The following is a 26,313-nucleotide window of genomic DNA, read 5'->3' as shown; positions in this document are numbered from 1 at the left end:
CCGTGCGGCAACGCGCGGGGGCAACGCCCGGGCCCCCGGCCGGAAAGCCGTCTCGCCTCAGGAGTGTCGGTCCGGCCCCGTAGAATCACCTCGTGGCAGGACGGATCAACGACGAGGACGTGAAGGCGGTACGGGACGCGGTCCCGATCGACGCCGTGGTGTCCGAGTACCTCCAGCTGCGCAACGCGGGCGGCGGGAACCTCAAGGGTCTGTGCCCGTTCCACGACGAGAAGTCACCGTCCTTCCAGGTCAGCCCGAGCAAGGGGTTCTTCCACTGCTTCGGCTGCCAGGAGGGCGGCGACACCATCACGTTCGTGATGAAGATCGACCACCTCTCCTTCTCGGAGGCGGTCGAGCGCCTGGCCGGTCAGGCGGGCATCACCCTGCGCTACGAGGAGGGCGGCTACAACCCCTCCCACCAGCGCGGTGAGCGGATCCGCCTGGTCGAGGCCCACAAGATCGCCGCCGACTGGTACGTGGAGCAGCTCGCCACCAGCCCGGAGGCCGACACCGGCCGCCAGTTCCTCGCCGACCGCGGCTTCGACCAGGCCGCCGCCCAGCACTTCTCCGTCGGCTACAGCCCCCAGGGCTGGGACCACCTCACGCGCTACCTGCGCGGCAAGGGCTTCACCGACAAGGAGCTGCTGCTCTCCGGTCTCTCCCAGGAGGGCCGCCGCGGCCCCATCGACCGCTTCCGCGGACGCCTGATGTGGCCCATCCGCGACATCGGCGGGGACGTCGTCGGCTTCGGCGCCCGCAAGCTCTACGAGGCGGACAACGGCCCCAAGTACCTCAACACGCCCGAGACGGCGATCTACAAGAAGTCCCAGGTCCTCTACGGCATCGACCTCGCCAAGAAGGACATCGCCAAGGCGTCCCGCGCGGTCGTCGTCGAGGGCTACACCGACGTCATGGCCTGCCACCTCGCCGGCGTGACCACCGCCATCGCCACCTGCGGCACCGCCTTCGGCGGCGACCACATCAAGATCCTGCGCCGCCTGCTGATGGACAACGGCTCGGCCCGGGTCATCTTCACCTTCGACGGCGACGCGGCCGGCCAGAAGGCCGCCCTGCGCGCCTTCGAGGACGACCAGAAGTTCGCCGCCGAGACGTACATCGCCATCGCCCCCGACGGCATGGACCCCTGCGACCTGCGCCTCGCCAAGGGCGACGAGGCCGTCGCGGACCTCGTCGAGCCCCGCACCCCCCTCTTCGAGTTCGCGCTGCGCCAGATCGTCAGCCGCTACGACCTCGACACGCCGGCGGGCCGCGCCTCCGCCCTGGACGAGGCCGCCCCGATCGTCGCCCGCATCAAGAACAGCGGCGCCCAGCACGAGGTCGCCGTCCAGCTCGCCGGCATGCTCGGCATCCTCGACACCCAGTTCGTGGTCAAGCGCGTGGCCCAGCTGGCCCGCTGGGCCCGCGCCCGCGGCGGTAAGGGCCCCGCCCCGGAGCGGCACCACCAGGGGCAGCAGTACGCCGGCCCGCCGCGGCCCGCCGCGCCCCGCGGCCCGGCCCTGAACCTGCGCAACCCCGTCTTCGCCACCGAGCGGGAGCTCCTCAAACTCGCCCTGCAGCGCCCCGAGTTGGTCTCCCCGGCCTTCGACGCCTACGGCGTGGACGAGTTCACCGCCCCGCCCTACGCCGCCGTCCGCCAGGCCATCCAGGACGCGGGCGGCGCCGAACCGGGCGTCGCCGACCCCCAGGACTACCTGGTCAGGGTCCGCGAGGCCGCCCCGGACGACGCGGTCCGCGCGATGGTGACGGAGCTGGCCGTCGAGGCGATCCTGCTGCACAAGGGCGTGAAGGGGGCCGACGAGGTGTACGCGGGCGCCCAGCTGGTGACGGTCCGCCGCCGGGCCGTGGAGCGCCGCATCCGCGACATCACGAGCCGGCTCACCCGCCTGGGAACCCACGGCGACCCGGCCGAGCTCGCCGCCGTGCAGAACGAACTGTGGGTCCTCCAGCAGTACGACCAGACCCTCCGGACGCACGGCGCCGCCGCGCTCTGAGGTCACCGCGCGGTCACGGACCGGAAGCAAAAAGTCATCGCACGCCCCTCGTGGCGGCGATGTGTCTTACCCCACACTGGGTTGCGGTGCCTGAGTCCTCGGAGCGCGGCCGATCCGTCACCCACGGGTCCCAGACCCCCGCGGTTCCGCTCATCGCGTACGGGACGGAAAGCGGCGAGGCCGACTCCGCCCCCGAAGTACCGCTGCCGCACTCCTTGGCAGCGATCATCCTGGAGGTCGCCCCCGTGCAGACCCAGACCCTCACCCAGACCGACGCCGGTGGCGCCCCCGGCGCCGACGGTGCCGCGCCGGACGCGGAGGCCGACGCCCTGTCAGGGGTCCCGGCGCAGAGCCGCGCCGTGCACCACCCCGAGGCGGAACCGGAGCCGGAGGAGCCGCCCGCCGAGGCCGTCGAGGCGGTCGAGCCCCTCGAGGTCGTCGTCCCGACCCCGGCCCGCACCGAGTCCGGCAGCCCCTCCTCGGACCTGTTCCGCCAGTACCTGCGGGAGATCGGCCGCATCCCCCTGCTCACCGCCGCCGAGGAGGTCGAACTCGCCCGCCGTGTCGAGGCCGGACTGTTCGCGGAGGAGAAGCTGCGGCTCACCCCCGACCTGGACAGCCAGCTCGCCCTCGACCTGGACCGGCTCGTCGTCATGGGCCGCATGGCCAAGCGCCGCCTGATCGAGGCGAACCTGCGCCTGGTCGTCTCGGTCGCCAAGCGTTACGTCGGCCGCGGCCTGACGATGCTCGACCTCGTCCAGGAGGGCAACCTCGGCCTGATCAGGGCGGTCGAGAAGTTCGACTACGCCCGCGGCTACAAGTTCTCCACGTACGCCACGTGGTGGATCCGGCAGGCCATGTCCCGCGCCCTGGCCGACCAGGCCCGCACGATCAGGGTCCCGGTCCACGTCGTGGAACTCATCAACCGGGTCGTCCGCGTCCAGCGCCGCATGCTCCAGGAGCGCGGCTACGAGCCGACGCCCGAGGAGGTCGCGGCGCACCTGGACCTGCAGCCGGAGCGGGTCAGCGAGGTCCTGCGCCTCGCCCAGGAGCCGGTGTCGCTGCACGCGCCCGTCGGCGAGGAGGACGACGTCGCCCTCGGCGACCTCATCGAGGACGGCGACGCGGCCTCTCCCGTGGAGTCGGCGGCGTTCCTGTTGCTCAGGGAGCACCTGGAGGCGGTTCTCTCGACTCTGGGGGAGCGGGAGCGCAAGGTCGTCCAACTCCGCTACGGCCTGGCGGACGGCCGCCCCCGCACCCTGGAGGAGATCGGCCGCATCTTCGGCGTCACCCGGGAACGGATACGGCAGATCGAGTCGAAGACCCTGAACAAGCTGCGGGATCACGCTTTTGCGGATCAGCTGAGGGGCTATCTCGACTGATACCGAGTGCGGGTCCGGCCCAAGGGGCGCGGCGAACTGCGCAACCAGCCCCCACCGGACCCGCAGCCGCCCCACGCCCCCACCCGGCACCCCGGATCGCGACTCAGTCCACCTCCGCCACCGCCTGCGCGAACTGCGCCTTGTACAGCCGCGCATACGCACCGCCCGCCGCGAGCAGCTCCTCGTGCGTGCCCTGTTCGACGATCGACCCGTTCTCCATGACGAGGATCGCGTCGGCGTCCCGGATCGTCGACAGCCGGTGCGCGATCACGAACGACGTGCGGCCGTGGGCGAGTTTCGCCATGGCCTTCTGGATCAGCACCTCCGTACGCGTGTCGACCGAACTCGTCGCCTCGTCCAGCACCAGGATCACCGGGTCGGACAGGAACGCCCGGGCGATGGTGATCAGCTGCTTCTCACCGGCACTGACACCGGTGCCCTCGTCGTCGATCACGGTGTCGTACCCGTCCGGCAGCGTCCGGACGAACCGGTCGGCGTGCGCCGCCCGGGCCGCCTCCTCGATCTCCCCGCGGGTGACCTCCCGGGAGGCGCCGTACGCGATGTTCTCCGCGATCGTGCCGCCGAACAGCCAGGTGTCCTGCAGCACCATGCCGATCCCGGCCCGCAGTTCGTCCCGCGACATCCGCGCGATGTCGACCCCGTCGAGGGTGATGCGCCCGCCGGTGACGTCGTAGAACCGCATCAGCAGATTGACCAGCGTCGTCTTGCCGGCGCCGGTCGGGCCGACGATGGCGACCGTGTGCCCGGGCTCCACCTTCAGCGACAGGTCCTCGATGAGCGGCTTGTCGGGGTCGTAGCGGAACGACACGTGCTCCAGCGCCACCTGCCCGCGCAGCTCCTCGGGACGCACACCCGGCACCGGGTCCGCCTCCTGCTCCTCCGCGTCGAGCAGCTCGAAGACCCGCTCCGCCGAGGCGACACCCGACTGCACCAGGTTCGCCATCGAGGCGACCTGCGTCAGCGGCATGGAGAACTGCCGCGAGTACTGGATGAACGCCTGCACATCACCGATCGACAGCGAACCCGAGGCGACCCGCAGTCCGCCCACGACCGCCACCAGCACGTAGTTCAGGTTCGACACGAACATCATCAGCGGCTGCATGACGCCGCTGTTGAACTGCGCCTTGAACCCCGCCTCGTACAGCGCGTCGTTCTGCTCGGCGAACTGCCGCGCCGACTCCTCCTGCCGCCCGAACACCTTCACCAGGGCGTGCCCGGTGTACATCTCCTCGATGTGCGCGTTCAGCTTGCCCGTCGAGCGCCACTGCTGCACGAAGTGCGGCTGCGACCGCTTGCCGATGCGGGTGGCCACGACGAACGACAGCGGCACGGTCACCAGCGCGACCAGCGCGAGGATCCAGGAGACGTAGAACATCATCGCGAGCACGCCGATGATCGTCAGCACCGAGTTGATGAGCTGGCCCATCGACTGCTGGAGGGTCTGCCCGATGTTGTCGATGTCGTTCGTCGCCCGGGACAGCACCTCACCGCGCTGGCGCTGGTCGAAGTACGACAGCGGCAGCCGCGACAGCTTGGTCTGCACGTCCTCGCGCATCCGGAACATGGTCCGGTTCACGGCCCGGTTCACCAGCCGTGTCGCCACCGCCATCAGCAGCCCGGCCACCGTGAACACGCCCAGCGCGAGCAGCAGCACATGCCCGACGGCCGTGAAGTCGATGCCCTCGCCCGGGGTGAAGTCGGTGCTGCGCAGCATGTCGGCGACGTCACCGTCCCCGCGCTGCCGCATGGAGTCGAGGACCTGCTCCTTGCTCGCCCCCTGCGGCATGCCCCGGCCGACGATGCCCGCGAAGACCAGGTCGGTCGCCTTGCCGAGGATCTTCGGCCCGACGACGTTCAGGCCGACGCTGAGCACCACGCACAGCAGCAGCACGTAGATGGTGACCCGCTCCGGCCGGAACCGCGCGACGAGCCGCTTGCCCGACCCCTTGAAGTCGAGCGAGCGGGAATCGGGGCCGCCCCCGGCCATCATCCGCCCCATGGGCCCCGCCATCAGGCAGCCTCCGCTTCCGTGAGCTGGGAGAGCACGATCTCCCGGTAGGTCTCGTTGTCCGCCATCAGCTCGTGGTGCGGGCCGGTGCCGACGACCCGGCCCTCGTCCAGGACGACGATCCGGTCGGCGTCCCGGATGGTCGCCACCCGCTGCGCGACGATCACCACGGTCGCCTCGGCGGTCTCCTGCGTGAGCGCGGCCCGCAGCGCGGCGTCCGTGGCGTAGTCGAGCGCGGAGAAGGAGTCGTCGAAGAGGTAGATCTCGGGCCGCTGCACCAGCGTCCGGGCGATCGCGAGCCGCTGGCGCTGACCACCGGAGACGTTCGTCCCGCCCTGCGAGATCGGCGAGTCGAGACCACCCTCCAGCCGCTCCACGAAGTCCTTGGCCTGCGCCACCTCCAGCGCGTGCCACAGCTCCTCGTCGGTGGCGTCCGGATTGCCGTAGCGCAGGTTGGTCGCCACCGTCCCCGCGAACAGATACGGCTTCTGCGGCACCATCCCGACGGTCTTCGCGAGCAGCTTGGGATCGATCTCCGCCACCTCGACCCCGTCGACGAGTACCTGCCCCTCGGTCGCGTCGAACAGCCGTGGCACCAGCCCGAGCAGGGTGGACTTGCCGCTGCCGGTCGAGCCGATGACGGCGGTCGTCTCACCCGGCCGGGCCACGAGGTCCACCGTGCGCAGCACCGGCTCCTCAGCACCCGGATAGCGGAAGCCCGCCCCGCGGATCTCCAGATGCCCGTGCCGGCGCAGCTCCCGCACCGGCGCCGACGGCGGCACCACGCTGGAGGAGGTGTCCAGCACCTCGCTGATGCGCTCGGCGCACACCTCCGCGCGCGGCACCATCATGAACATGAAGGTGGCCATCATCACGGCCATGACGATCTGCATCAGATAGGCCAGGAAGGCCGTCAGGTCGCCGATCTGCATCCCGCCGCTGTCGATCCGGTGCGCCCCGAACCACACCACGGCGATCGACGACAGGTTCACCACCGTCATGACGATCGGGAACATCAGCGCGAGCAGGTTGCCGGTGCCCAGCGCGAAGTCGGTGAGATCGGTGTTGGCCTTGCGGAAGCGCTGCTGCTCGTACTCGTCCCGGACGAAGGCCCTGATCACGCGGTTGCCGGTGATCTGCTCGCGCAGCACCTGGTTCACCGTGTCCAGCCGCTGCTGCATCGCCCGGAACAGCGGCCGCAGCCGCCGCACGATCAGCGTCACGCAGATGCCCAGCACCGGCACGACCGCCACCAGCACCCCGGACAGCGGCACGTCCAGACCGAGCGCCAGCACGATGCCGCCGACGCACATGATCGGCGCCGACACCAGCAGCGTGAACGTCATCAGCGCCAGCATCTGCACCTGCTGGACGTCGTTCGTCGTCCGGGTGATCAGCGACGGCGCCCCGAAGTGACCGACCTCACGCGCGGAGAAGGACTGCACCCGGTCGAACACGGACGCCCGCAGGTCGCGCCCCAGCGCCGACGCCGTACGGGCGCCGAAGTACACGGCGCCGATGTTGCACACGACCTGGACCAGCGAGATGCCGATCATCAGGCCGCCGTAGCCCAGGATGTAGCCCGTGTCGCCGTTCACGACGCCCTTGTCGATGATGTCGGCGTTCAGCGTGGGCAGGTAGAGCGTGGCGCAGGTCTGCAGGAACTGCAGCAGCACCAGGAGAGCGATGGGTCTCTTGTAGGGCCTAAGACAGGTCCGCAGAAGTCGTATGAGCACGCTGCTTCTCTCGGAGTGGACGACGGGGCGAGTAGTTGCCCCTGGCCCCTATCGTCGAACACTCCACCCGCGTTACCTCAACCGAATTAACCCAACAGGCGGTCAGGCCCTTCAGAGGGCACCGGGGTGCGTCTGCTCCCGCACCGCCACGAACTGCTGGCGCACCGCCTGCCCCACGGCCAGCTCGTCCCCGGGCTCCAGCACCTGCGCCACCGCGCCCTGCCAGGCCGGCGGGTTGCGCACGTCGAGCGTGCCCTGCGAGGCGCCCAGCGCCCAGGCCGCCTGGCGGGCGGCGCCGATCGCCGCGTAGTCCGCGGGCTGCGGCACCACGACCTGCGTCCCGAACAGCATGGGCGCCGCCGCCTGCACGGCGGGCAGTTCGGCGGCCGGCCCGAGCAGGAACACCCGCCGTACCTCCACACCCCGGCCGCGCAGCACGTCCAGCGCGTCCGCGAGCCCGCACAGCATCCCCTCGAACGCGGCCCGCGCCAGGTGCTCCGCCTTCATCGACTCGCGCCTCAGCCCGGCGAGCGTCCCGGCGGTGTGCGGCAGGTTCGGCGTCCGCTCGCCCTCCAGATAGGGCAGCAGCACCAGCCCGTGCGACCCCGGCGTCGACTTCATCGCCAGGTCGGACAGGCTCTCCAGATCCGGCAGCCCCAGCAGCTCGGCGGCCCCGCGCAGCGTCCGTACGGCGTTCAGCGTCGTGACGACGGGCAGGTGCATGCCGGTCGCGTCCGCGAGCGCGGTGATCATCCCGGACCCGTCGACCAGCGCCTCGGGGTGCACGGCCATCACGGACCCGGACGCGCCCAGCGACACCACCGCGTCTCCGAGGCCGATGCCGAGACCGAACGCCGCCGCCATGGTCTCGCCGGTCCCCACGGAGATCAGCAGCCCCTCCGGCGTCGTACCGGCCGCGTCCGCCGGGCCGATCACCTCCGGCAGCATCACCTGATGGCCGAGCGCCAGCTCCACGAGGTCGGGCCGGTAGCCACCGGTCGCCGCCGACCAGTAACCGGTGCCGGACGCGCCGCCCCGGTCGGTGGTTCTCCTGACCGGCCGGCCCAGCAGCTGCCACACCAGCCAGTCGTGCGCCTGGAGGAGGATCGCGGTGCGCTGCGCGTTGTCCGGCTCGGTGCGGGCCAGCCAGCGCAGTTTCGTGATCGGCTGGGCGGCCTGCGGCACACACCCCACCGCCTGCGCCCACGCCTCGCGCCCGCCCAGCGCGTCGATCAGATCCGCCGCAGCGACCTGCGTGCGCTTGTCACCACCGACCATCGCCGGCCGCACGGTGTTGCCCTGCGCGTCCAGCGGCACGACGGCGTTCTGCTGCGCCGAGACGCCGATCGCCTGCACGCCCTCCAGCAGCCCGCCGCCCGCGGCCTCGCCCAGGGAGAGCAGCCAGGCCTGCGGGTCGACGTCCGACGGCCGGCCGCCGCCCTCGGGGCTCTCCACCGGATGCGGCGCATATCCCTGCCTGAGCACGGCTCCGGAGTCCGTGTCACAGACGACGATACGAGTGAAATCGGGCGAACTGTCCAACCCGGCGACTATCCCCATGGTCAAAATTCTGCCGCACGCTCCGCTCGGGTTGGGCCGTGGGCGCCGCCGGGGTTCTCGACCGCGGTCGGCTGCAGGACCGCCGTGGCTGGTCGCGCACTTCCCCGCGCCCCTTTCAGGGGCGCGGGCCTTCGCGGCATCAGAAGATCACGTGTTGCTCGTGCCCCAGTCGTCCTCGCCGCCGTTGTGCGTGGCTCGGTCGCGCAGGTGGCGGACGCGGTCCGCCACCGACTCGGGGACCCGGTCGCCGACCTTGTCGCTCACCACGTGGTACGCCTTGCCCGCGAACTCACGGCCCTGGTGGGCCGCCGTCTCCGCGGTGTTGCGCACGGCGGGGTTCTGCGCGAACTGCCGGGCTGACTTCTTCAACTGCTCGTAGCGCTCGCGTCCGGCCCTCGTGCCCAGCACGTAACCCAGGACGACTCCGGCGACGAACGTGAGCCGGTAACGCATGGCGGCCACCCTTCCCTTGCATAGGTCTCCGGTGCGGTGACGGCGCCGGGGAGTACCGATTGGCAAAGCACCCCCCTGCTTGCGCTAATGTATGTGTCGCAGCGAGCGCGCGCCCCCTGGCGGATACCCAGGTAGGTGTGTTCGATGCAAACGAGACCTTCCTCGGTAGCTCAATTGGCAGAGCAGCCGGCTGTTAACCGGCAGGTTACTGGTTCGAGTCCAGTCCGGGGAGCTCGGTCCTCCGTAGCTCAATTGGCAGAGCAGCCGGCTGTTAACCGGCAGGTTACTGGTTCGAGTCCAGTCGGGGGAGCAGGTCGGAGAAGGACCCCTCGCAGGGGTCCTTTTTCATGTCCGTTCCCCTGTCCCGGGAACCGCGCGGCACCGGGCGCAGTCCTCAAGGTCACGTAGGCCGTGCGAAGCCGCCCAGCCGAAGCAGGAGATCGTATGAGCGGCTATGCTGCGGCAGACGGCGCGCACACATGTACGCGACACGCCGCTATGGGGCGGTAGCTCAGCCGGTTAGAGCAGCGGACTCATAATCCGTCGGCCGTGGGTTCGAGTCCCACCCGCCCCACCACGTGCTACACGCGCAGAAACCTTCTGACCTGCGATTTTATCGATCCCGCAGTTGAGGTCGATGTTTGCGCAGCCACTCTTGGCCCTCTGTGCCGCTCCAGGGGCCAAGCCAGGTGCCAGCTGCTGGTCTGCCTGATGGACATCGCGGTATCCGTTCGGCTGTGTCCGCGAGTTGGACCCGGTCGTAGCCAGCCGGTCCTGGTCTGCGCAGGCCCGGCCATGAAACGGCCCGAACAGAAAACGGTCCGGCGGGTACGCCGGACGGTACAGCTACAGATCAGGCATGTTCGATCTCCCCGCTGATGGACCGGTACCGGACAGGCCCTGAAGCCCACCTCGATCGCTGCCTGCCATGCCCGGTGCCACTTCGTGGAGAGGGCGGCAGTCAAGAGCCATCCACAACTGCCTGGCCGGGTCCGGCGGTGTTCAGGGGGTGCGCCCGAGTGTATGCGCGCGGCCTTGTCGCGGGAGGCGAGTGCCATGGCGCCGATGGTGATGATGCCGGCCAGGTGGCCTCCGGCGCCGGCACCCGTGTGTGGCGCAAGGCCCGGACACTGCTGGACTCCGAGTACGTGCGGCGGGCGATCGCGGAAGTCGGCGTTCCCTACGGTGTCTGCCAGGAGCCCTCGAACGTCGCGGCCGGCGGGCAGAGCTGCCCCGTCCGGTTCCGTGGTGTGGGCTGTGACCACTTCCGCACCGACGTGTCCGACCTCCAGGCGTACCTCGCTGACCTGCTGCGCAGCCGGGAGCGGCTGATGTCGGCGTTCGCCGCCGACGACTGGGCGCGCAGCGAGGCGATGCCCTCCCAGGAGGAGATCCGCCGGGTGCGCCGGCTGATCGAGTGGGTCAAAGCCGATATCGGTGACCTCACCGCCAGGGAACGGGCCCAGATCGGCGAGGCCGTCGCCGCCGCAGCCGGAGCGTGAAGAGCGCCGTCCAGCGCGCCACCCAGGACGGCATCGCGATCAGTGTGAGCGGCATCGCCCGGCAGGCCGGCGTCGACCGCACCCTCCTCTACCGCCGCCGGCGACCTGCTCGGCCTCATCCACGCGGCGAGCTCCAGCCGTCAGCATCGGACCCCGCGGCCGGGCTCCCGGTCAGCCTGGCCTCACTCCAGGCCGGTCTTGCCAACACACGCCCGCAACACCCGGCTCACCGCCCAGACCCGGCCTCTGGGGTGTCGGCTCTCCGAGCTGATGGGCGAGCGGGCGCGGCGCGAATCGGGACTCGGTGCCCCCGCCGACCAGGAAGAGCCGCAGCGGCGGGTCTCCCGCCTGGAGCAGACGAACACCGAGTTGACCGCGCGGCTGGAAGAGAGGGACGCGGAGCTGGAAGCGGTCCGAGCGGCCAATCGCGAGCTGACCCGTGCCCTGAACGAGAAGGGAGCCGCATCACACTGGACGTGCGAATCGCGCCGGTGTTGCGTGGTATTGCTTCTTGAAGGCGCGGATGAAGTGGCTGCTGTCAGTGAAGTGCCAACGCGCGGCGGCCTCGGAGACGGTGAGCCGTGACCCGGAGGCGGTGAGTGCCTCGGCCGCTTCCTCCAGGCGTCGGCGGCGGATGTAGGCGCTGAACGACTCGTCCAGACTCGCGAAGGCCCGCTGCAGGGTGCGGAGGGAGACGTGCAGGTGCGCGGCGATCGCGGCAGGTGATAATGCGGCGTCGGTGAGCCGGGCATCGGCCAGGTCCTTGGCCGCTTGTGCCAGCGCCGGGGTGAAGGTGGGCTCGTGGTCGTCGAAGTGGTCGAGGACCAGTCCCTTGGCCAGTTCGAGCAGGGCGTTGCGGGCCGCGTGCGCGGCCGCCGGGCCGAGGTCGCTCACGGTCCGCTGGACCATGGTGGTGTGCGCCATGAGGATCCGCGCTGCGGGCGAGGTGGCCTGGCCGGTGCGTGGTTTCCCGGCGACCAGGGGCCGCAGGGCGTCGCCGGGGAAGTTGAAGATGCGGGTGCCGATCAGGGGGGTGGTGTGGAAGTGATTCTCCGTCACGACGTGGTGCATGAAATAGGTGCCGGCCGAGACGCACGCGTCACCGCCCTGATCGTGCGGGTCCTGCAGGGCCACCGCGCCGCGCAGCCCGACGTACAACCTGATCTGATCGTGTTGGTACGTCCCGACTGCCTGGGTGCTCACGGGTGAGGATGCCCAGATCTCGTTGACGGCGGTGTCTTCCAGGGTCACCGAGCGCATCGTTCCCTGGAAACCGTCGACCGTGGAAGCGCTGAATTCCGGCAGCGGGTACAGGTCCCCCATACGGTCGTTCCAGGTGTCGATGAACGGCTCCCATGTTCCCCGACCGATGCCGGTGGAGTTGGCGTCGACGTCGAACGCGCCCACCTTGCCGGCCGGGACAAGTAAATGCGGCCTGCTCGTCATGTGCTCTCCGCTCCCATGAGGATGTCGCCGGGATCCCATTCCGTGTCGCGAAGGTACACCCGTTCTACGTACACCTGTTCCTACGCTGGGTGGTGCTTCGACCTCCACAACGATCTACCGCCTGCCGGCCATGTCCGGCGCCGCAGCCACCGTGTCCTGGGTCTTGACCTCGCGCGCGGCGCAGGGCGACCGCGACCCCGCGGGCGAAAGTGAGAAGAACTATGAAGGCAGTGCGCTTCCACCAGTACGGCGACCCCGACGTCCTGCGCTACGAGGACGTGGCGCAACCGGATCCCGGCGCCGGGCAGGTGCGGGTCCGTGTTGCGGCGACATCGTTCAACCCGGTCGACGCCAACATCCGCGCCGGTTACATGCAGGGACCGATCCCTGTGACGCTGCCGCACACACCCGGCATCGACGTCGCCGGCACGGTCGACGCGCTCGGCGAAGGCGTGACCGGCATCCAGGCCGGGGACCAGGTCATCGGCTTCCTGCCGATGGCGGGACCCGGCGCCGCCGCGGAGTGCGTCCTGGCACCGGCCGAGGCCCTGACGCCGGCGCCCAAGAGCGTCGCGCTGTCCGACGCTGCCGCGCTGCCGCTGGTGGGCCTGACCGCATGGCAGGCGCTGTTCGAACACGCCAAGCCGACCGCCGGGCAGCGCGTGCTGATCAACGGCGCGGGCGGAGCGGTCGGCGGCTACGCCGTGCAGTTGGCCAAGCAGGCCGGCGCCCACGTGATCGCCACGGCCGGTCCGTACAGCAGCCGGCGCGTCACGGACGCGGGCGCGGACGAGGTCATCGACCACACGACCGCCGACGTCGTCGCGGCGGTGAGCCGGCCGGTCGACGCAGTACTCAACCTCGCGCCGGTCGAACCTGCACAACTGGCCGCGCTCCTCGGTCTGATCCGCCCCGGTGGTGTCCTGGTGAACACCACCGTGTGGATGCCCGCGCCCACCGACGAGGAGCGCGGCGTACGCGGCATCGACCTGTTCGTCCGCAGCGACGCGGAGCAGCTGTCGCACCTGGTGGAGCTGATCGACGGCGGCGAGCTGCGCGTCGAGGTCGCCCGGCGGGTGCCGCTGGCCGAGCTGCCGGCCCTGCACGCCGACGCTGCCGCGGGCGTACTGCCCAGCGGCAAGGTCGTCGTCACGCCCGGCGCCTGACGCCCACACTGAGCTGTGGAGGAGACGACCACCATGATCCCCGACGACGATCTGTCGCGCTCGCTGACCGTGGCGAACCCCGACGACCCCGGCACGACGTACATCTCACTGGTGGGGAACACCTACGGCATGCTGGTCACCGGCGAGCAGACCGACGGCCGATACTGCCTGATCGACATGCGCGTCCCCGACGGCGGCGGCCCGCCGCCACACCGGCACGACTTCGAGGAGATGTTCACGATCCTCGAGGGCGAGATCGAGTTCACCTTCCGTGGCGAAAAGCACACCGTACGGGCCGGGTCCACGATCAACATCCCGGCCAACGCGCCGCACAACTTCCGCAACGCATCGGGTGCGCCGGCCCGCATGCTGTGCATGTGCACCCCTGCCGGCCAGGACGAGTACTTCACGCGCATCGGGGACGTCGTCGCCGGCAAGGACGCCCCGTCCCCGCAGCTGTCGGACGACGAACTCGCCGAACGCCGCCGCCGGGCCGCCGAGTTGGCGTCGCTCTACCGGAGCGAGTTCCTGTAGCTCGGCCGGTGCGTTGACCACGGACGTTCGCCGGGTCTGAGTCTCGGGATCCGGACCGACCACGACGCCGACGTGCACCGCCTGGTCGCGCGTACTACCGGCAGCGGGCCTCCATGGCCCTGAAGACCACCGAAGGGTCATGCCGGTGATCACGCGGCGGACGTCGGCCCCGGCGCAGTCGCGCACCTCACGCCCTCCGACGCGGATGCTTCCGCCTTCGTACGGGAGGACGCTCATCAGCGCCGAGGCCACCCTGCCGTACGAGCGTCCACCCCTGTCCAAGGCGTACCTCAAGGCCGCGGGGCACTTCGGCGACGAACAGCTGTGGCTGCGGCCCCCATCTCGTCCTGGCCGAGGGGCCGAGGCCCGCAAGCTCGACGTGCCGGGGGCCGGGCTGCCCGGCGTGCACACCCTGCGCACCGCGCAGGACGCTGCCGCACTGCGTGCCTCGCTCGCCACCGCCCGGCACGCGGTGGTGGTGGGAGCCGGTTTCATCGGCCTGGAGTTGCTCGCCGGGTCGCTCGGTTTGATCACCGGCAGACCCGTCCTGCGGGCAGGGCGTACAGCGGGCCGGTTCGCCAAGCCCCGTTCCAAGCCCACCGAAGTGATCGACGGCACTCAACTCCCGTATTCCGGGGGCACATGGTCAACGGCCCCGAGCCCGAGCCCGAGCGGCGTCGGCCCGATCCGCTGCGCATCCTCACCGGCTACGCCGCAGGGGCCGTCACGCGCGGGCCGCCGACGATGCGTCCGCCGACGATGCGTCGGCAGGGGTGAGCTCGCCCGTCGGGGCCGGAGTCGCGCCGTGGTGGCGCTGGCGCCGGGTGTAGGCGCTGATCGCCTGCCAGAGGTCCCGGCGGTCGGCGTCCGGCCACAGACCGGGGGTGAAGTGCAGCTCGGCGTAGGCCGTGTGCCAGGGCAGGAAGTTGGAGACGCGCTGCTCCCCTCCGGTGCGCCAGAGCAGGTCCACGTCGGGCATGTCCGGCTGCGGCAGGTGCCCTGCGAAGTCGTCCTCGGCGATCAGGCCGGGCTCCAGACGGCCGGCCCGGGCCTGGTGGGCCATCGCGGCGGCCGTGCGGGTGAGTTCGTCCCGGCCGCCGTAGTCGATGCACATCGTCAGCGTCAGGCCGGTGCGGGCGCGGGTGGTGCGCTCCCGCAGATGGAGCAGGTCGACCAGGTCGGGGGGCAGGCGGCCGGCGCGGCCGTGCCAGCGCAGCCGGACGTCGAGGTCGCGGAAGGGGTTCTCGGCCAGTTCGTCGCGCAGCAGGCCGAGGATCGCGTCGACCTCCTCCGGGTCGCGGTGCCAGTTCTCGGTGGAGAACGTGTAGAGCGTCAGATGGCGCAGGCCGATCTCCAGGGCGCCGTGGACCACCTCGCGCACGCTCGAGGCACCGGCGCGGTGGCCCGCGTGCCGCGGCAGGCCCCGCTGTTGGGCCCAGCGGCCGTTGCCGTCCATGATCACGGCGACATGGGCGGGCATCAGGCCGGGCGGGATCTCGGGGGGCTCCTCGCCGCAAGGATGGGGCGGCGGCGGCCGGAACGCGCCGGTGGGTGCCGGGTCGGCGGGCGCCGGTGGCCTGTGGGCCGCGGGGCGTTGCGGCGGCGGCACCGTCAGCGGGGTCAGGCTCCAGGCCAGCGCCGCGCGGGCCCGGGCCGGGGCGAGGATGCGGGCCCGGGTGCGCAGGGCGGGCCGGGGCGGGGAGCGCAGGAGGTCCGGGCCGGCCGCGTCGACGGCGTCGAGCTGGGCGCACAGCAGGGCGGCCATCGTGTCCAGGACCGTGGCGGGGCCGGGGTGCATGCCCCGGGTGAGGGCCTCCTGGCTGACCCACCGTCGGGCCAGGCCGGTGAGGTGCGTGACCAGGGCGGTGACGGCGGGGCTCCAGCGGCACTGCGCCAGGTCGGCCGCGGAACCGGGATGCAGATCGAGGACCTCGGCGGGCAGGAGCAGGTCGCCCCGGGCCGGCACCGTGGCAGGCGGTGTCCGCCCGTCGGGGAGCGGCGTCCGGGGCGTGCTCTCGGCCTTCGGGTCGGAAGCCCTCGTACCGGACGTACTCGGGCTTTCGTCCGGTGCTGAGGGAGCGCGTCGCGACGGGTCGGACGTGGCTTGCCGCGGGGCCAGGTCCGTGGACAGGTCGGTGAGGATGTCGGTGAGCCGGACGCCGTCGAGGAACTCCTCGTAGGCCTCCCGTGTGTCCAGACGCAGCGCCACGGGGACGCCGGCCCGGTCGAAGACCGTGCGGACCAGACCGAACCAGGGCAGCAGATTGTCCCGGCCCCATGCCCGCCACTGCGCCCAGTCGGCGAAGTGCCGGCCGCGGGTGTCGTCCCGGACCTGGGCCATGGCGTCCCGCAGCTCGGACAGGTCCAGGCGCCAGCGGTTCGCGGTGTCCACCAGGGCGTGCCGGACCGGGTCCGGGCTGGAGCCGGTGGGCAGTTCGCGGTGCAGGGCGGTGATCCAGGCCTCGACCCGGGCGGCCCGCTCGGCGGCGGGTGCGGTGTCGTCGTCGCCGAGGTCGTCGAGGGCGTTGGCCGCCGCCCACAGGGCGTACAGGGCCGGGCGCAGGGCAGCGGGCACCAGCTGGATCAGCGCGTACTCCGCCGGGTCCTGCTCCTTCGTACGGCGGCGGCACAGCCGGTAGGCCGCCCGCAGGGCCGGGTCGTCGCCGGTCACCGGGCGCTCGGCTCGCTCCGGGGACGCGGCTCGCTCCGGGAGTTCGGCGTGGTCCGGGAGTTCGGCTTGATCCGGCGACGCGGAGGCCGCCTCTCGTGTCGCCGGTGCTGTGGTCGCGGGGGGCACATCGCTCACACCGAGGACGATACGTCCTGGTTCAGCGAGTGGATCACAGGGACCGGGCGCGCGTCAGGGACGTACCTCACGGCCCCGGTCCCGGATCCGGCCGCACGGCCTCGGTGATGCCGGCCCGGGCCGCTTCCAGCTGGGCGGCGAACGCGATGCCGAGGAACAGCACCACACCGGTCAGGTTGGCCCACAGCAACAGGGCGACGAAGGCCGTCAGCGGCCCGTAGACGGCACCGAAGGAGCCGCTCTGCGCGACATAGAGCGACAGCAGCCACGTGGCCGTGATCCACAGCACCAGATGGACCGCGGAGCCGAACGCGAGCCAGGTGTAGCCCGGTTGGTCCCGGCGGGGCGCCCAGCGGAAGATCACCGCGGAGGCGATCCACGCGAGCAGCACGCCCAGCGGCACGTCGAGGGCGTCCCACCAGTCGAGCCAGGCGGCGGACCAGCCGAGGGTCTGCACCACCGCAGCGCCGACGGCGTCACCGGCCACGAGCACGAGGAACCCCAGCACCATCGGCATGCCCGCGGCGAGGGCCAGGAGCAGCGAACGGCCGTACTTGGCCACGAAGGGCCGGTCGCGTTCGATGCCGTAGATGCGGTTGGCGCCGCGTTCGACCTGGGCCATCGCCGAGGCCAGGTTGAGCACGGCGAAGACCAGGCCGAGCCACATGGCGACGGCGCCCCAGACGCCGGAACCGGCACTGCGCTCGGTGGCGTGCAGGGCGTCCTCGACCAGTTTCGTGCTGGCGCCGGGCACGATCCGGCCGAGGGTGAGTTCGATGATCCGCCCCACGCTCTCCGTGTGCACGGTGGTCGCCACGCCGACCAGGGCGATGGTGAACGGCACCATGCCCAGGACCACCTGGAAGGCGAGGGAACGGGAGTTGCTGAAGCCGTCGGCGTAGCGGAAGCGGCTGAACGCGTCGACGAGCAGCCGGCGGCCTCCGTAGCGCCGCAGGGCGGTGAACGCCTCGTCCCCGGAGAGTTCCTCCCCGATCATGTCCCGCGTCTGCGGGACGTGCACTGCGGTGCCCATCGAGAAAGGTCTCCTTCTGCCTGCCCTGCGTACCGGACCAGCATGCCGGGTGGCGCGGCCGCGTGGTGGGTCAGAAGGGCATGCGGCCGCGGGTGCGGCGACCGGCCGAGCCGCTGCGGCTCACCGCGCGGGAGCTCGTGTGGAAGGGCTTGGCGAAGAGCCGGCCCAGGACGCCGGGCGCCTTGCCGCCGGCCCGGGCGCCCGCGCCGAGCGAACGCTGGGTGCCGCGCTCGGGGTGGCGCGAGAGGCGGGGGACGAGGAAGGCGAGCACGGCGAGCAGCACGCACCCGGCGATGACGACGGCGACGATCACGAGTAACTCCCTTGTTCGGTGGGGGAGATACGAGTTCCCCGCCGGGCCTGTCGTATGTGCCCGTCTCCGTTACCGGGAATCCGCCGTCCCATGGGACTACTGGGTCGTCGTGGTGCTCTCGGACGTCTCGCGCTCGCCCTGGGTGTTCTCGTCGTCGCGGTCGCCCTCGGCCTGGGAGGGGGTGGGACGCGGGGTCGTGTCCTGCTCGTCGTCGCGGTCGCCTTCGGCCTGGGACGGGGTGTGGTCGCTCATCGTGTACCTCCTCGCGCAGCACTCGGCTGCCGGGTACCCCGGTGGGCCGGGGAACACCGGTCCCCGGCCTCAGTCCGTCAGCCCCGGCGACGCCTCGACACGGCCCGCTGCAACGCCGTGCGCAGCTCGGCGGGCGGCGCCGGGCCGTCCGCCTCCGCGCTCGCCGTCACCGCAGCCGCGACGTCCCGCAGCTTCGTGTTCGACAGCTGGGACGTCTCCCGCAGGATGTGCCACGCCTCGTCGGACGCGCAGCCGTGCGTCGCCATGAGGATGCCCCGCGCCTGGTCGATGACGGGACGGGAGGCGATCGCCTGGCGCAGCTGCTCGACCTCCTCCTGGAGGAGGTGCAGGCACTCCGCGCGTTCCAGGGCGACCGCGGAGACGGTGCGGACGGGCGGTGGCGCGGCAGGGGCCGGGCCGGTGGTGTCCAGGCCGGTCAGCGGGTCGGTCGTGTCCAGGCCCGCCAGCTCCAGGATCCGGCGCGGCTGGCCGTTCCAGTTCGTCGCCGTCACCGTCAGCGCCCGCTGCCGGCCGTGGTCGGCCAGCACGTCCAGGAACTGCAGACCCGCCGTGTCCATGAAGTGCACGCCCCCCATGTCCAGGTCCACCCGCGTGACGGTGGCCGGCAGGCCGGCCAGGGTTCGCACCAGGATGTCCGCGCAGCCATGGACGAGCTCACCCCGCGGGGTGAGCTCGGCGCGGTCCGCGTCGACGCGGCCACGGATGACCAGGGTGTCCAGCCCTCCCGTGAGATGTGGTGATGCCGCTGAGGTCATGTCACCGCCTTGTCGGTCCTCGTCGGTCGTGTCCGTCTCGCCGGACTGCACGACGTCTCTCGCCCCCCGTGGACGTCCGTGTGAGCTGCGCCTGCCCGCCGTACGGCTTACTACACACCTATTCTGGGAATGAGCTTCTGCCGTACGGGAACGAGCGCTGTGGTCCGCAAACGTGGGGAGAGGGCCTTGAAGAATCGGCATCACCTCTCGTCCGCCGGCCCCGTGCCGGGGCTGGCGGTGTTTCCGCTGTCCGGGCGGCAGGGTGTCCGGGCGGCGGGGGAGGTCGGCCTGACCACGCGTGCGATCTGGGAAGGCGTGCTGGAAGAGGCTGTTCGCGAAGGTGAGGACGTGTACTACCTGGAGCTGTCCGACGTGACGTTCGTCGACGTCGCCGGTGCCGGTGCCCTCGCGGCCGCCGCCGGGCAGCTCCGGGACGGCCGGCGGTTCGTCGTGCGCCGGCCGCCGGCGGCCCTGCGGCGAACGCTGGACCTGCTGTGGCCCGGGCAGACGGGGATCGAGGTGTCGACGTCATGACCACCACTGTCACCGAGCCCTTCGGGCCCCTGGACCCCTTCGCCCACCCGGCGCTCTTCTACCGGGACGAGCAGGAGTACCTCGACGGCACCCTGCCCTTCGTACGCGACGGTCTGGAGGCCGGGGAGCCGGTCGCCGTGGCGGTGCCCGGCAAGAACCTCGCCCTGATCAGGGACGCGTTGGGGGACGCCGCCGAGACCGTGCGGCTGCTGGACATGCGCGAGGCCGGACGCAACCCCGGGCGCATCATCCCGGGCGTGCTGCGCGCCTTCGCCGACGCCCAGCCCGCCGGCCGCCGGGTGCGGATCATCGGCGAGCCCGTCTGGGCGGGGCGCTCCGGCATCGAGTACCCGGCCTGCGCCCAGCACGAGGCGCTCATCAACGCCGCCTTCCAGGGCCGGGCCGCGACGATCATGTGCCCCTACGACGTGGCCCGGCTGCCCGAGGACATGGTCACCGACGCGTACGCCACCCACCCCACCGTCATCCACCCCGGCTCCCGGGCGGAGCAGGACAGCGCGGCGTTCGCCCCCGAGGACGTGGTCGCCCGCTACAACGAGGCGCTGCCGCCGGTGCCGGAGGCGCTGATGTTCGCCTTCGACGCCGACTCCCTCCCCCACGCGCGGCACGTGGCCGTCGGGGAGGGCGCGCGGCTCGGCCTCGTCGGAGTGAAGCTCGACGACCTGGCTCTCGCCACGGCCGAACTCACCACCAACAGCGTGGTGCACGGCGGCGGTACGGGCGTGCTCCGGGTGTGGCCCGAGGACGGGTACGTGGTGTGCGAGGTCCGCGACGACGGGCACCTCACGGACGTCCTGGCCGGACGTCGGCCCGTGCCCCGCGACCAGCGCGGCGGGCGTGGGGTCCTGCTGGTCAACCTGATCGCCGACCTGGTGCGCGTGCACCGGAGCGACAGCGGGACGACCGTGCGCTGCTGGTTCGCCCGCTGACCCGACGCCCGGCCCCCCGGCGTCGGCGCGCAGGCACCTGGCATCGACGGCCGGCGTTCGGGCTCCCGGCGTCCAGGCACGCGACTTGACGACCGGCGTCCAGGCACGCGACTTGACGGCCGGCGTTCGGGCTCCCGGCGTCCAGGCACGCGACTTGACGGCCGGCGTTCGGGCTCCCGGCGTGGTTGGCCGGCGCGCGGGCGCCCCACCTCGACGCCCCGTGTTCAGGTGCCCAGCGGGTCCAGTGCCAGCGGGGCGATCCTGCCCTCCAGCATCGCGCCGAGTCCCTGCACGGCGCACACGTCCGGGCGCTCGGCGATGTGCACCGGCATGCCGGTGGCCTGCCGCAGCATCTGGTCCAGGCCCGGCAGCAGGGCGCTGCCGCCGACCATCATGATCCCCCGGTCGGCGAGGTCGGCGACCAGGTCGGGCGGGCAGTCGCGCAGTACCTTGCCGATGCCGTCGAGGATGGCGGTGAGCGGCGTCTGGATGGCCTCCCGGACGGCCGCGGTGTCGACCTGGACGGAACGGGCCAGGCCCGTGGCGACGTCCCGGCCGTGGATCTCCGTGGAGGCCGGGCCCTGCGGGGTGAGGCCGTTACCGGACAGGGCCAGCTGCAACGGCCGGACCGACTGGCTCGGCAGCATCAGCTCGTGCTCGTGACGCAGGTGCTGCACGATCGCGTGGTCGACGGCCTCGCCGCCCACCGGGATCCGCTCGGCGGTCACGATCGAGCCGAGGGACAGTACGGCCACCTGCGTGGCCGCCGCCCCGCACACCATGATCATGGTCGCCTCGGGCTGCTCCACCGGCAGGCCGCAGCCGACGGCCGCGGCGATGAGCGTGTCGACCAGTTCCACCCGGCGCGCGCCCAGCCCGACGAGCGTCTCGATCGCGGCGCGCTGGGCCAGCGGGTCGGCGTCGTGCGGGGTGCAGGCCGCGGCCCGCAGGATCGGCTTACGGCGCAGGCCGCGGCGCATCTTGTCGCCGAGCAGGTGCCGCAGCATGCGCTGCGCCATCTCGATGTCGACGACGGTGCCGCCGGAGACCGGCCGGACCACCCGGATGTAGTGCGGGGTGCGGCCCGTCATCTTCTCCGCGAGCTCGCCGACCGCGATCAGCGCGCCGGTGCGGGTGTTCACGGCCGCGGCGGACGGCTGGTCGACGACGAGACCGGCGCCCTTGACGTAGACGCGTGTGCGGGCTGCCCCCAGGTCGACGGCGAAGTGGCAGCGGCGCAACTGCTCCAGACTGGCGGTCATGGCAGGTCCTCCCGAGAGCACAGACCGTGGGAGGCCGCCAGGTGGCGGGCCTCGCGTACGTGAGTCCGCCGGGTGGCGGGCCTCCTTCGCATCGTGCGCGGGAGGGGACCGGGCCGCCTTTCCTGGGGGGCCGGGCGGGGCGCCGCCGAACGGGGGGTTCGAGGGGCGCGGGACGTCATCGTCGTCATGTGTCCGGCCTCGTGACCGCCGTGCGGACGGGCCCCGGGAGGGCGGGGTGGTCCACGGAACGGGGGCAACCGAACTCACCCACCCACCGTCCCCCGGATCACCCCCAGCTCCACCAGGTCCTGCGGCCGGATGCGCAGCTGGTCCGCCGTCGACTCCACCTCACGCGGGGGGCGTTTGAGGATGGCCGCCGCGAGTTCCGGCGCGATCACCGAGAAGTAGCTGTCGGGGGTGGCCCAGGTGTTGCCCGGGGCTGCCAGGGCGAGGGCGCCGCCGGAGCCGCCCTCGCCGATCACCAGCGTGGTCATCGGGGTGCGGGCGCCCGCGACCGCCCCGAACAGGTCGGCGATCGCAGCGCCCGCGCCCTGCCGCTCGGCCTCCGCGTCATTGGCCGCGCCGGGGGTGTCCACGAGGGTCAGCACCGGGATCCCGAGCCGGTCGGCGAGGCGGATCAGCCGGGCGGCGGTGCGGTAGCCGGCGGGGCGGGTCGCGGTCCCGGTCTGCGCGGCGTACGCGATCGTGCGGCCCTCGTGCGTGCCGAAGCCGCACAGCATGCCGTCCGGGTCCGTGCCGCCGCAGCGGTCGCCGCTGATCGCGACCCGGTCGGTGAAGTAGGCGTCCAGGTAGGCGGCGGCCCGCGGCCGTATGGGGGAGCGGGCGCGGCGCACGGCGTCCCAGCCGGTGACGGGCAGGACCGCGGATCCGCCGAGCGCCTGCGGCGGCGGGGCGGGCGTGGTGGACGGGCACGTCAGCAGCCGCAGCCACCGCCCCAGCGTCTCGCGCAGCTCCTCCGGTCGTACGACCGCGTCCGCCGCGCCCGAGGCGACCTGCGCCTCCGCCGTGTACGCGGCCGGGTCCGCGTCCGCCGGCCGCACCCGGGAGCCGGCGAATCCCACCTGGGCGCCGGGCAGCGCGAGCGTCACGTCGGCGCCCGCGCCCAGGGTGGCCCAGCCGCCCCCGGTCGTCGGGTCGCGCAGGACCGCGATCTGCGCGAGGGAAGCCTCCCGGGTGAGCGCCGACTGGCGGGCCACCCGCTGGAGCTGGGTCAGCGCGAGCATGCCCTCCTGCATGCGGCTGCCGCCCGTCGCCACCAGCGGCACCACCGGGAAGCGGCGGTCACGGGCGTACGCGTACGCCGCCTCCAGCCGGTCGCCGGTGCGCTCGCCCAGGGAGCCGCCGAGGAAGCCGAACTCGAACGCGATCAGCACGGCCCGGATGCCGCCCACGCGGGCGGTGCCGCAGACCACGGACTCCTGCTCGCCGGTGCGCTCGGCGGCACGGGCGCGGGAGGCGTCGTAGCCCGGCCAGGCGAGCGGGCCGTCGGGCTTGGAGTTCCCCGGCGGGGCGGGGAGTTCGGCGAAGGTGGCGTCGTCGGCGAGGGCGTCGAGGACCGCGCGGGCGGAGTGGAGCTCAGCCATGGGCCAGCGCCCGCTTCATGATCTTCCCCATGTCGTTGCGGGGCAGCGCGTCGAGGTGGTGCACCACCCGCGGCCGCTTGTGCGGCGCGAGCCGCCCCGCCACATGGTCCGCCAATTCCTCGAGACCGGGCGGCGACTGGGGATCCGAGGGCACGATCCACGCCACGATCCGCTCGCCCAGGTCCGCGTCCGGCTCCCCGGTGACGGCCGCCTCCCGCACCCCCGGGTGTTCCAGGAGCGCGTTCTCGATCTCACCGGCCCCGATCTTGTAACCGCCGCTCTTGATCAGGTCGGTGGTCTTGCGGCCGACGATCCGGACGTAACCGTCGGGGTCGCGCACCGCCATGTCGCCGGTGCGGAAGAAGCCGTCGGCGGTGAAGGCGGCGGCGGTGGCGTCCGGGCGGTTGAGGTACTCGGTGAACAGGTTCGGCCCGCGTACCTGGATCTCGCCCACCGTCTCCCCGTCGTACGCGGTGATCTCCGAGCCGTCCTCCTCGGCCAGCCGTAGCTCCACGCCCGGCAGGGGGACGCCGACCGTGCCCGGGCGGGCCTCGCCGTCGGCGCGGACGCTGGTGTTCATCAGCGTCTCCGTCATGCCGTACCGCTCGATCACCCGCCGCCCGGTCGCCGTCGCGATCCGGCCGTGGTCGTGCACCGGCAGCGCCGCGGAACCGGAGACCAGCAGCCGCGCCCCGGTCAGTGCCTTCACCAGTTCCGGGTCGCTCGTCACGGCCTCCGCGATGCGGTGGTACATCGTCGGCACGCCGAACAGCATGGTCGCGCCGGTGTTCAGCTCGCGGGCGACGCCCTGGGTGGTGAAGCGGCCCAGGTGGCGCACCGAACCGCCGCGCCGCAGCGGGCCGAGGATGCCCAGGACCAGGCCGTGCACGTGGAACAGCGGCAGTCCGTGGACGAGTACGTCGTCGCCGGTCCACTGCCAGGCGTCGGCCAGGGCGTCCAGGGTGCTCGCCACGGCCCGGCGCGGCAGGACGGCGCCCTTGGGCGGGCCGGTGGTGCCGGAGGTGTAGACGATCAGGGCCGGGGCGTTGTCCGCGGCGCGGTCATCGGGGGCCGGGCCGGTGGCGTGCACGTCGACGTCCACGCGGGTGAGGTTGCGCAGGGGAGCGGGGAGTTGGTCGTCGGGCGCCGCGAGCACCAGGTCGGGGGCGCTGTCGGACAGGATGTGCCCGAGTTCCTTCTCGCCGGACTTGGGGTTCAGCGGCACGGCCGGGACTCCGGCCAGGAGCGCGGCGACCACGGCGACGGCCGTCTCCAGCGTGGGCGTCGCCCAGACGGCGACCCGCGTGGCTCCGCCGATGCGGCCCGTGAGCGCTCCGGCCGCGGCGGCGAGCTGCGCGTAGGTGAGGGAGCGCTCGCCGAACCGGAGGGCCGGACGGTCGGCCGGACTGTCGGTCAGGGCCGGGAAGAGAGGGGGCACGCGTCACATCTCCTTGACTGTTGCCTGCTGTTGTCCGTGGGCGGTGGGTCGGCCCGGCCGGGTCATCCCCAGCCGGGGACGACCATCACCAGCCAGGCCGCCGCCGGTACGACCGCCACCACAATCCCTCCGTACACCATCAGCTGCCGGAAGAAACGCTCTCGGTCCACGTCCGGGGCGGCGGCCAGGACGAGGGCGCCGTTCGTGGAGAACGGGCTCACGTCCACGACGGTCGCCGACACGGCGAGCGCGGCGACCATGCCGATCGCGCCGATCTCGCCCCGCTCCAGGAACGGCACGGCCAGCGGGATCAGGGCGCCCATGATCCCCACGGAGGAGGCGAAGGCCGAGACCAGGGCGCCGATGTAGCAGAGCAGGAGGGCCGCGAGCAGGGGGACGCCGATGCCGCCGACTCCTTCGCCGGCCCACGTGATGGTGCCCATCTCGTCGAGGACGCCGACGTAGGTGAGGACACCGCAGATGAGGAGGACGGTGGGCCAGGCGATCTGGCCGGTCGCCTTGCGGCTGTCGTCCGGCCAGGCGGTGCTGAGGATGACGGCGAGGGTGATGGCAGTCAGTCCGGCGTCCAGGTCGAGGACGAGGACGGCGACGACCAGGGCGAGGAGGGAGGTCAGGGTGGCTGTACGGGCCGGTGTGAGGCGGGTTTCCCGCGGGCTCGGGGTGGGAGTGGCTGGGGCGGGGTGGGTCCGCAGCCGGGCGGTGCCAGGTGCCTCTCCCAAGCTCACGGCTTCGCTCGAGCAGGGGGTACCCCCATCACCCACCCGTGCCGCCCCAGCGGCACGTTCGCCCGCGGCGGGGGCGAGATCGCCCGTTGCGGCGCCGGGCCTGCTCGCGGCTGAGGCAGGGCTGCCGTCGGTGCCGTCGCTTCCGGTCACCGCGCCCCGCGACCACAGTTTCAGCCCTCCGCACACCACGAACACCACCGCCGCGATGACCAGGTTCGCCGCGAGGGACGCCAGGAACAGCACCACCTCGTCGCCGGGGAGCTTCTCGCGTTCGACGATGCCGTTGACGATCGAGCCGTAGATGCTGATCGGGGAGAAGCCGCCGGCCTGGGCGCCGTGGACGACCATCGCGCCCATCAGCAGCGGGCTGATGCGGTAACGCGCGGCGAAGCTGAGGGCGATGGGCGCGACGATCGCGACCGCGGCCGGGCTGACCGCGCCGATGGCCGTGAGCGCACCGGTCAGGGCGAACATCACCCAGGGGATCAGCGCCACCCGCCCCCGCACGAGCCGGACGGCGGCGTGCACCAGCCAGTCGGTGGTGCCGTTGGCGCGGGCGATCGCGAAGAGGTACGTGACGCCCACCAGGACGACGAACAGGTCGCCGGGGAACCCGGCGAAGATGCCGTCGGCGTCGAGGTCCGCGACCAGTCCCCCGACGGCGAACGCGGCGGCGAAGGCGAGCGCGCCCATGTTGACGGAACGGGTGGTGGCGATGACGAACACCACGACGAGGACGAGGATCGAGATGAGTTCGGGGGACATACGGGCTCCCGTCG

The 26,313-nt window shown here is 72.2% G+C and carries 21 protein-coding genes, 3 tRNA genes and 1 pseudogene; 11 read left to right on the top strand and 14 right to left on the bottom strand.

What is annotated here, in order from left to right:
- Window positions 1–92: 92 nt before the first annotated feature.
- Window positions 93–2,012, top strand: a complete 1,920-nt coding sequence (gene dnaG / locus AB0B29_RS01580) for a DNA primase (RefSeq protein ID WP_362232479.1) — start codon at window positions 93–95, stop codon at window positions 2,010–2,012.
- A gap of 86 nt (window positions 2,013–2,098) precedes the next feature.
- Entirely contained in the window at window positions 2,099–3,394 is a 1,296-nt protein-coding gene (locus tag AB0B29_RS01575) for an RNA polymerase sigma factor (RefSeq protein WP_362232476.1), read from the top strand.
- 103 nt (window positions 3,395–3,497) lie between these two features.
- Here AB0B29_RS01575 and AB0B29_RS01570 read toward each other — a convergent pair whose 3' ends face one another.
- The 4 genes from AB0B29_RS01570 to AB0B29_RS01555 all read right to left on the bottom strand — a co-directional run bounded on the left by AB0B29_RS01570 (window position 3,498) and on the right by AB0B29_RS01555 (window position 9,172).
- Window positions 3,498–5,426: an ABC transporter ATP-binding protein gene (locus AB0B29_RS01570; RefSeq protein ID WP_362232473.1), complete on the bottom strand. Its 1,929-nt coding sequence runs from the start codon at window positions 5,424–5,426 to the stop codon at window positions 3,498–3,500.
- Complete coding sequence (locus AB0B29_RS01565; protein ID WP_362232470.1) at window positions 5,426–7,159, bottom strand: ABC transporter ATP-binding protein; 1,734 nt, start codon at window positions 7,157–7,159, stop codon at window positions 5,426–5,428. Before AB0B29_RS01565 ends, AB0B29_RS01570 begins: the two co-directional genes overlap by 1 nt.
- A 111-nt stretch (window positions 7,160–7,270) precedes the next feature.
- On the bottom strand, window positions 7,271–8,719 hold the full coding sequence (locus AB0B29_RS01560; RefSeq protein WP_362232467.1) for a xylulokinase: 1,449 nt from the start codon (window positions 8,717–8,719) through the stop codon (window positions 7,271–7,273).
- A gap of 147 nt (window positions 8,720–8,866) precedes the next feature.
- Complete coding sequence (locus AB0B29_RS01555) at window positions 8,867–9,172, bottom strand: YtxH domain-containing protein (RefSeq protein WP_031131155.1); 306 nt, start codon at window positions 9,170–9,172, stop codon at window positions 8,867–8,869.
- A 159-nt stretch (window positions 9,173–9,331) separates the two neighbouring features.
- Here AB0B29_RS01555 and AB0B29_RS01550 point away from each other — a divergent pair.
- The 4 genes from AB0B29_RS01550 to AB0B29_RS01535 all read left to right on the top strand — a co-directional run bounded on the left by AB0B29_RS01550 (window position 9,332) and on the right by AB0B29_RS01535 (window position 10,674).
- A tRNA-Asn gene (locus tag AB0B29_RS01550) sits at window positions 9,332–9,404 on the top strand.
- 5 nt (window positions 9,405–9,409) lie between these two features.
- A tRNA-Asn gene (locus tag AB0B29_RS01545) sits at window positions 9,410–9,482 on the top strand.
- 190 nt (window positions 9,483–9,672) lie between these two features.
- A tRNA-Ile gene (locus AB0B29_RS01540) sits at window positions 9,673–9,749 on the top strand.
- A 508-nt stretch (window positions 9,750–10,257) separates the two neighbouring features.
- On the top strand, window positions 10,258–10,674 hold the full coding sequence (locus AB0B29_RS01535) for a hypothetical protein (RefSeq protein WP_362232464.1): 417 nt from the start codon (window positions 10,258–10,260) through the stop codon (window positions 10,672–10,674).
- Window positions 10,675–11,139: 465 nt separating this feature from the next.
- Here AB0B29_RS01535 and AB0B29_RS01530 read toward each other — a convergent pair whose 3' ends face one another.
- Entirely contained in the window at window positions 11,140–12,120 is a 981-nt protein-coding gene (locus AB0B29_RS01530; RefSeq protein ID WP_362232461.1) for a helix-turn-helix transcriptional regulator, read from the bottom strand.
- A 221-nt stretch (window positions 12,121–12,341) separates the two neighbouring features.
- Between AB0B29_RS01530 and AB0B29_RS01525 the strand changes: the two genes are divergently transcribed.
- The 3 genes and pseudogenes from AB0B29_RS01525 to AB0B29_RS01515 all read left to right on the top strand — a co-directional run.
- Entirely contained in the window at window positions 12,342–13,286 is a 945-nt protein-coding gene (locus AB0B29_RS01525; protein WP_362232458.1) for an NADP-dependent oxidoreductase, read from the top strand.
- A gap of 33 nt (window positions 13,287–13,319) precedes the next feature.
- Window positions 13,320–13,820 carry a cupin domain-containing protein gene (locus AB0B29_RS01520; protein ID WP_362232455.1) on the top strand — a complete coding sequence of 167 codons (501 nt, stop codon included), beginning with the start codon at window positions 13,320–13,322 and terminating at the stop codon, window positions 13,818–13,820.
- Between the two features lie 139 nt (window positions 13,821–13,959).
- Window positions 13,960–14,403 (top strand): annotated as a pseudogene (locus AB0B29_RS01515) (FAD-dependent oxidoreductase); the annotation flags it as partial.
- A 141-nt stretch (window positions 14,404–14,544) separates the two neighbouring features.
- Here AB0B29_RS01515 and uppS read toward each other — a convergent pair.
- The 5 genes from uppS to AB0B29_RS01490 all read right to left on the bottom strand — a co-directional run bounded on the left by uppS (window position 14,545) and on the right by AB0B29_RS01490 (window position 19,000).
- The gene (gene uppS, locus AB0B29_RS01510) at window positions 14,545–16,491 is read right to left on the bottom strand and encodes a polyprenyl diphosphate synthase (RefSeq protein ID WP_436845779.1); all 1,947 of its coding nucleotides are present in this window, start codon (window positions 16,489–16,491) and stop codon (window positions 14,545–14,547) included.
- A 202-nt stretch (window positions 16,492–16,693) separates the two neighbouring features.
- Window positions 16,694–17,659 (bottom strand): YihY/virulence factor BrkB family protein, encoded by a 966-nt coding sequence (locus AB0B29_RS01505; RefSeq protein WP_362232449.1) that lies wholly within the window; start codon window positions 17,657–17,659, stop codon window positions 16,694–16,696.
- Between the two features lie 70 nt (window positions 17,660–17,729).
- On the bottom strand, window positions 17,730–17,972 hold the full coding sequence (locus tag AB0B29_RS01500; RefSeq protein WP_053672211.1) for a DUF6411 family protein: 243 nt from the start codon (window positions 17,970–17,972) through the stop codon (window positions 17,730–17,732).
- A 96-nt stretch (window positions 17,973–18,068) separates the two neighbouring features.
- Window positions 18,069–18,224 carry a hypothetical protein gene (locus AB0B29_RS01495; RefSeq protein ID WP_362232446.1) on the bottom strand — a complete coding sequence of 52 codons (156 nt, stop codon included), beginning with the start codon at window positions 18,222–18,224 and terminating at the stop codon, window positions 18,069–18,071.
- Window positions 18,225–18,301: 77 nt separating this feature from the next.
- Window positions 18,302–19,000, bottom strand: coding sequence for an ANTAR domain-containing protein (locus tag AB0B29_RS01490; RefSeq protein WP_362232443.1), 699 nt, complete (start codon window positions 18,998–19,000; stop codon window positions 18,302–18,304).
- 186 nt (window positions 19,001–19,186) lie between these two features.
- Between AB0B29_RS01490 and AB0B29_RS01485 the strand changes: the two genes are divergently transcribed.
- Together AB0B29_RS01485 and AB0B29_RS01480 are read left to right on the top strand one after the other, a co-directional pair.
- Window positions 19,187–19,534 (top strand): STAS domain-containing protein, encoded by a 348-nt coding sequence (locus AB0B29_RS01485; protein ID WP_362232440.1) that lies wholly within the window; start codon window positions 19,187–19,189, stop codon window positions 19,532–19,534.
- Window positions 19,531–20,484, top strand: coding sequence for an anti-sigma factor RsbA family regulatory protein (locus tag AB0B29_RS01480; RefSeq protein ID WP_362232437.1), 954 nt, complete (start codon window positions 19,531–19,533; stop codon window positions 20,482–20,484). Before AB0B29_RS01485 ends, AB0B29_RS01480 begins: the two co-directional genes overlap by 4 nt.
- A 224-nt stretch (window positions 20,485–20,708) precedes the next feature.
- Here AB0B29_RS01480 and AB0B29_RS01475 read toward each other — a convergent pair whose 3' ends face one another.
- The 4 genes from AB0B29_RS01475 to AB0B29_RS01460 form a co-directional block, all read right to left on the bottom strand.
- Window positions 20,709–21,746, bottom strand: coding sequence for a rod shape-determining protein (locus tag AB0B29_RS01475; RefSeq protein ID WP_104780734.1), 1,038 nt, complete (start codon window positions 21,744–21,746; stop codon window positions 20,709–20,711).
- A gap of 263 nt (window positions 21,747–22,009) precedes the next feature.
- On the bottom strand, window positions 22,010–23,350 hold the full coding sequence (locus AB0B29_RS01470; RefSeq protein ID WP_362232434.1) for a carboxyl transferase domain-containing protein: 1,341 nt from the start codon (window positions 23,348–23,350) through the stop codon (window positions 22,010–22,012).
- Complete coding sequence (locus AB0B29_RS01465; protein ID WP_362232431.1) at window positions 23,343–24,788, bottom strand: acyl-CoA synthetase; 1,446 nt, start codon at window positions 24,786–24,788, stop codon at window positions 23,343–23,345. Before AB0B29_RS01465 ends, AB0B29_RS01470 begins: the two co-directional genes overlap by 8 nt.
- 62 nt (window positions 24,789–24,850) lie before the next feature.
- Entirely contained in the window at window positions 24,851–26,299 is a 1,449-nt protein-coding gene (locus tag AB0B29_RS01460) for an SLC13 family permease (protein WP_362232428.1), read from the bottom strand.
- Window positions 26,300–26,313 lie beyond the last annotated feature (14 nt).

It is taken from the genome of Streptomyces tibetensis, from assembly GCF_040647715.1.
In the GTDB taxonomy this organism is placed as follows: domain Bacteria; phylum Actinomycetota; class Actinomycetes; order Streptomycetales; family Streptomycetaceae; genus Streptomyces; species Streptomyces tibetensis_A.
Note: the sequence above shows the minus strand (reverse complement) of the source record. Positions and strands in the feature narration are given on the sequence as shown.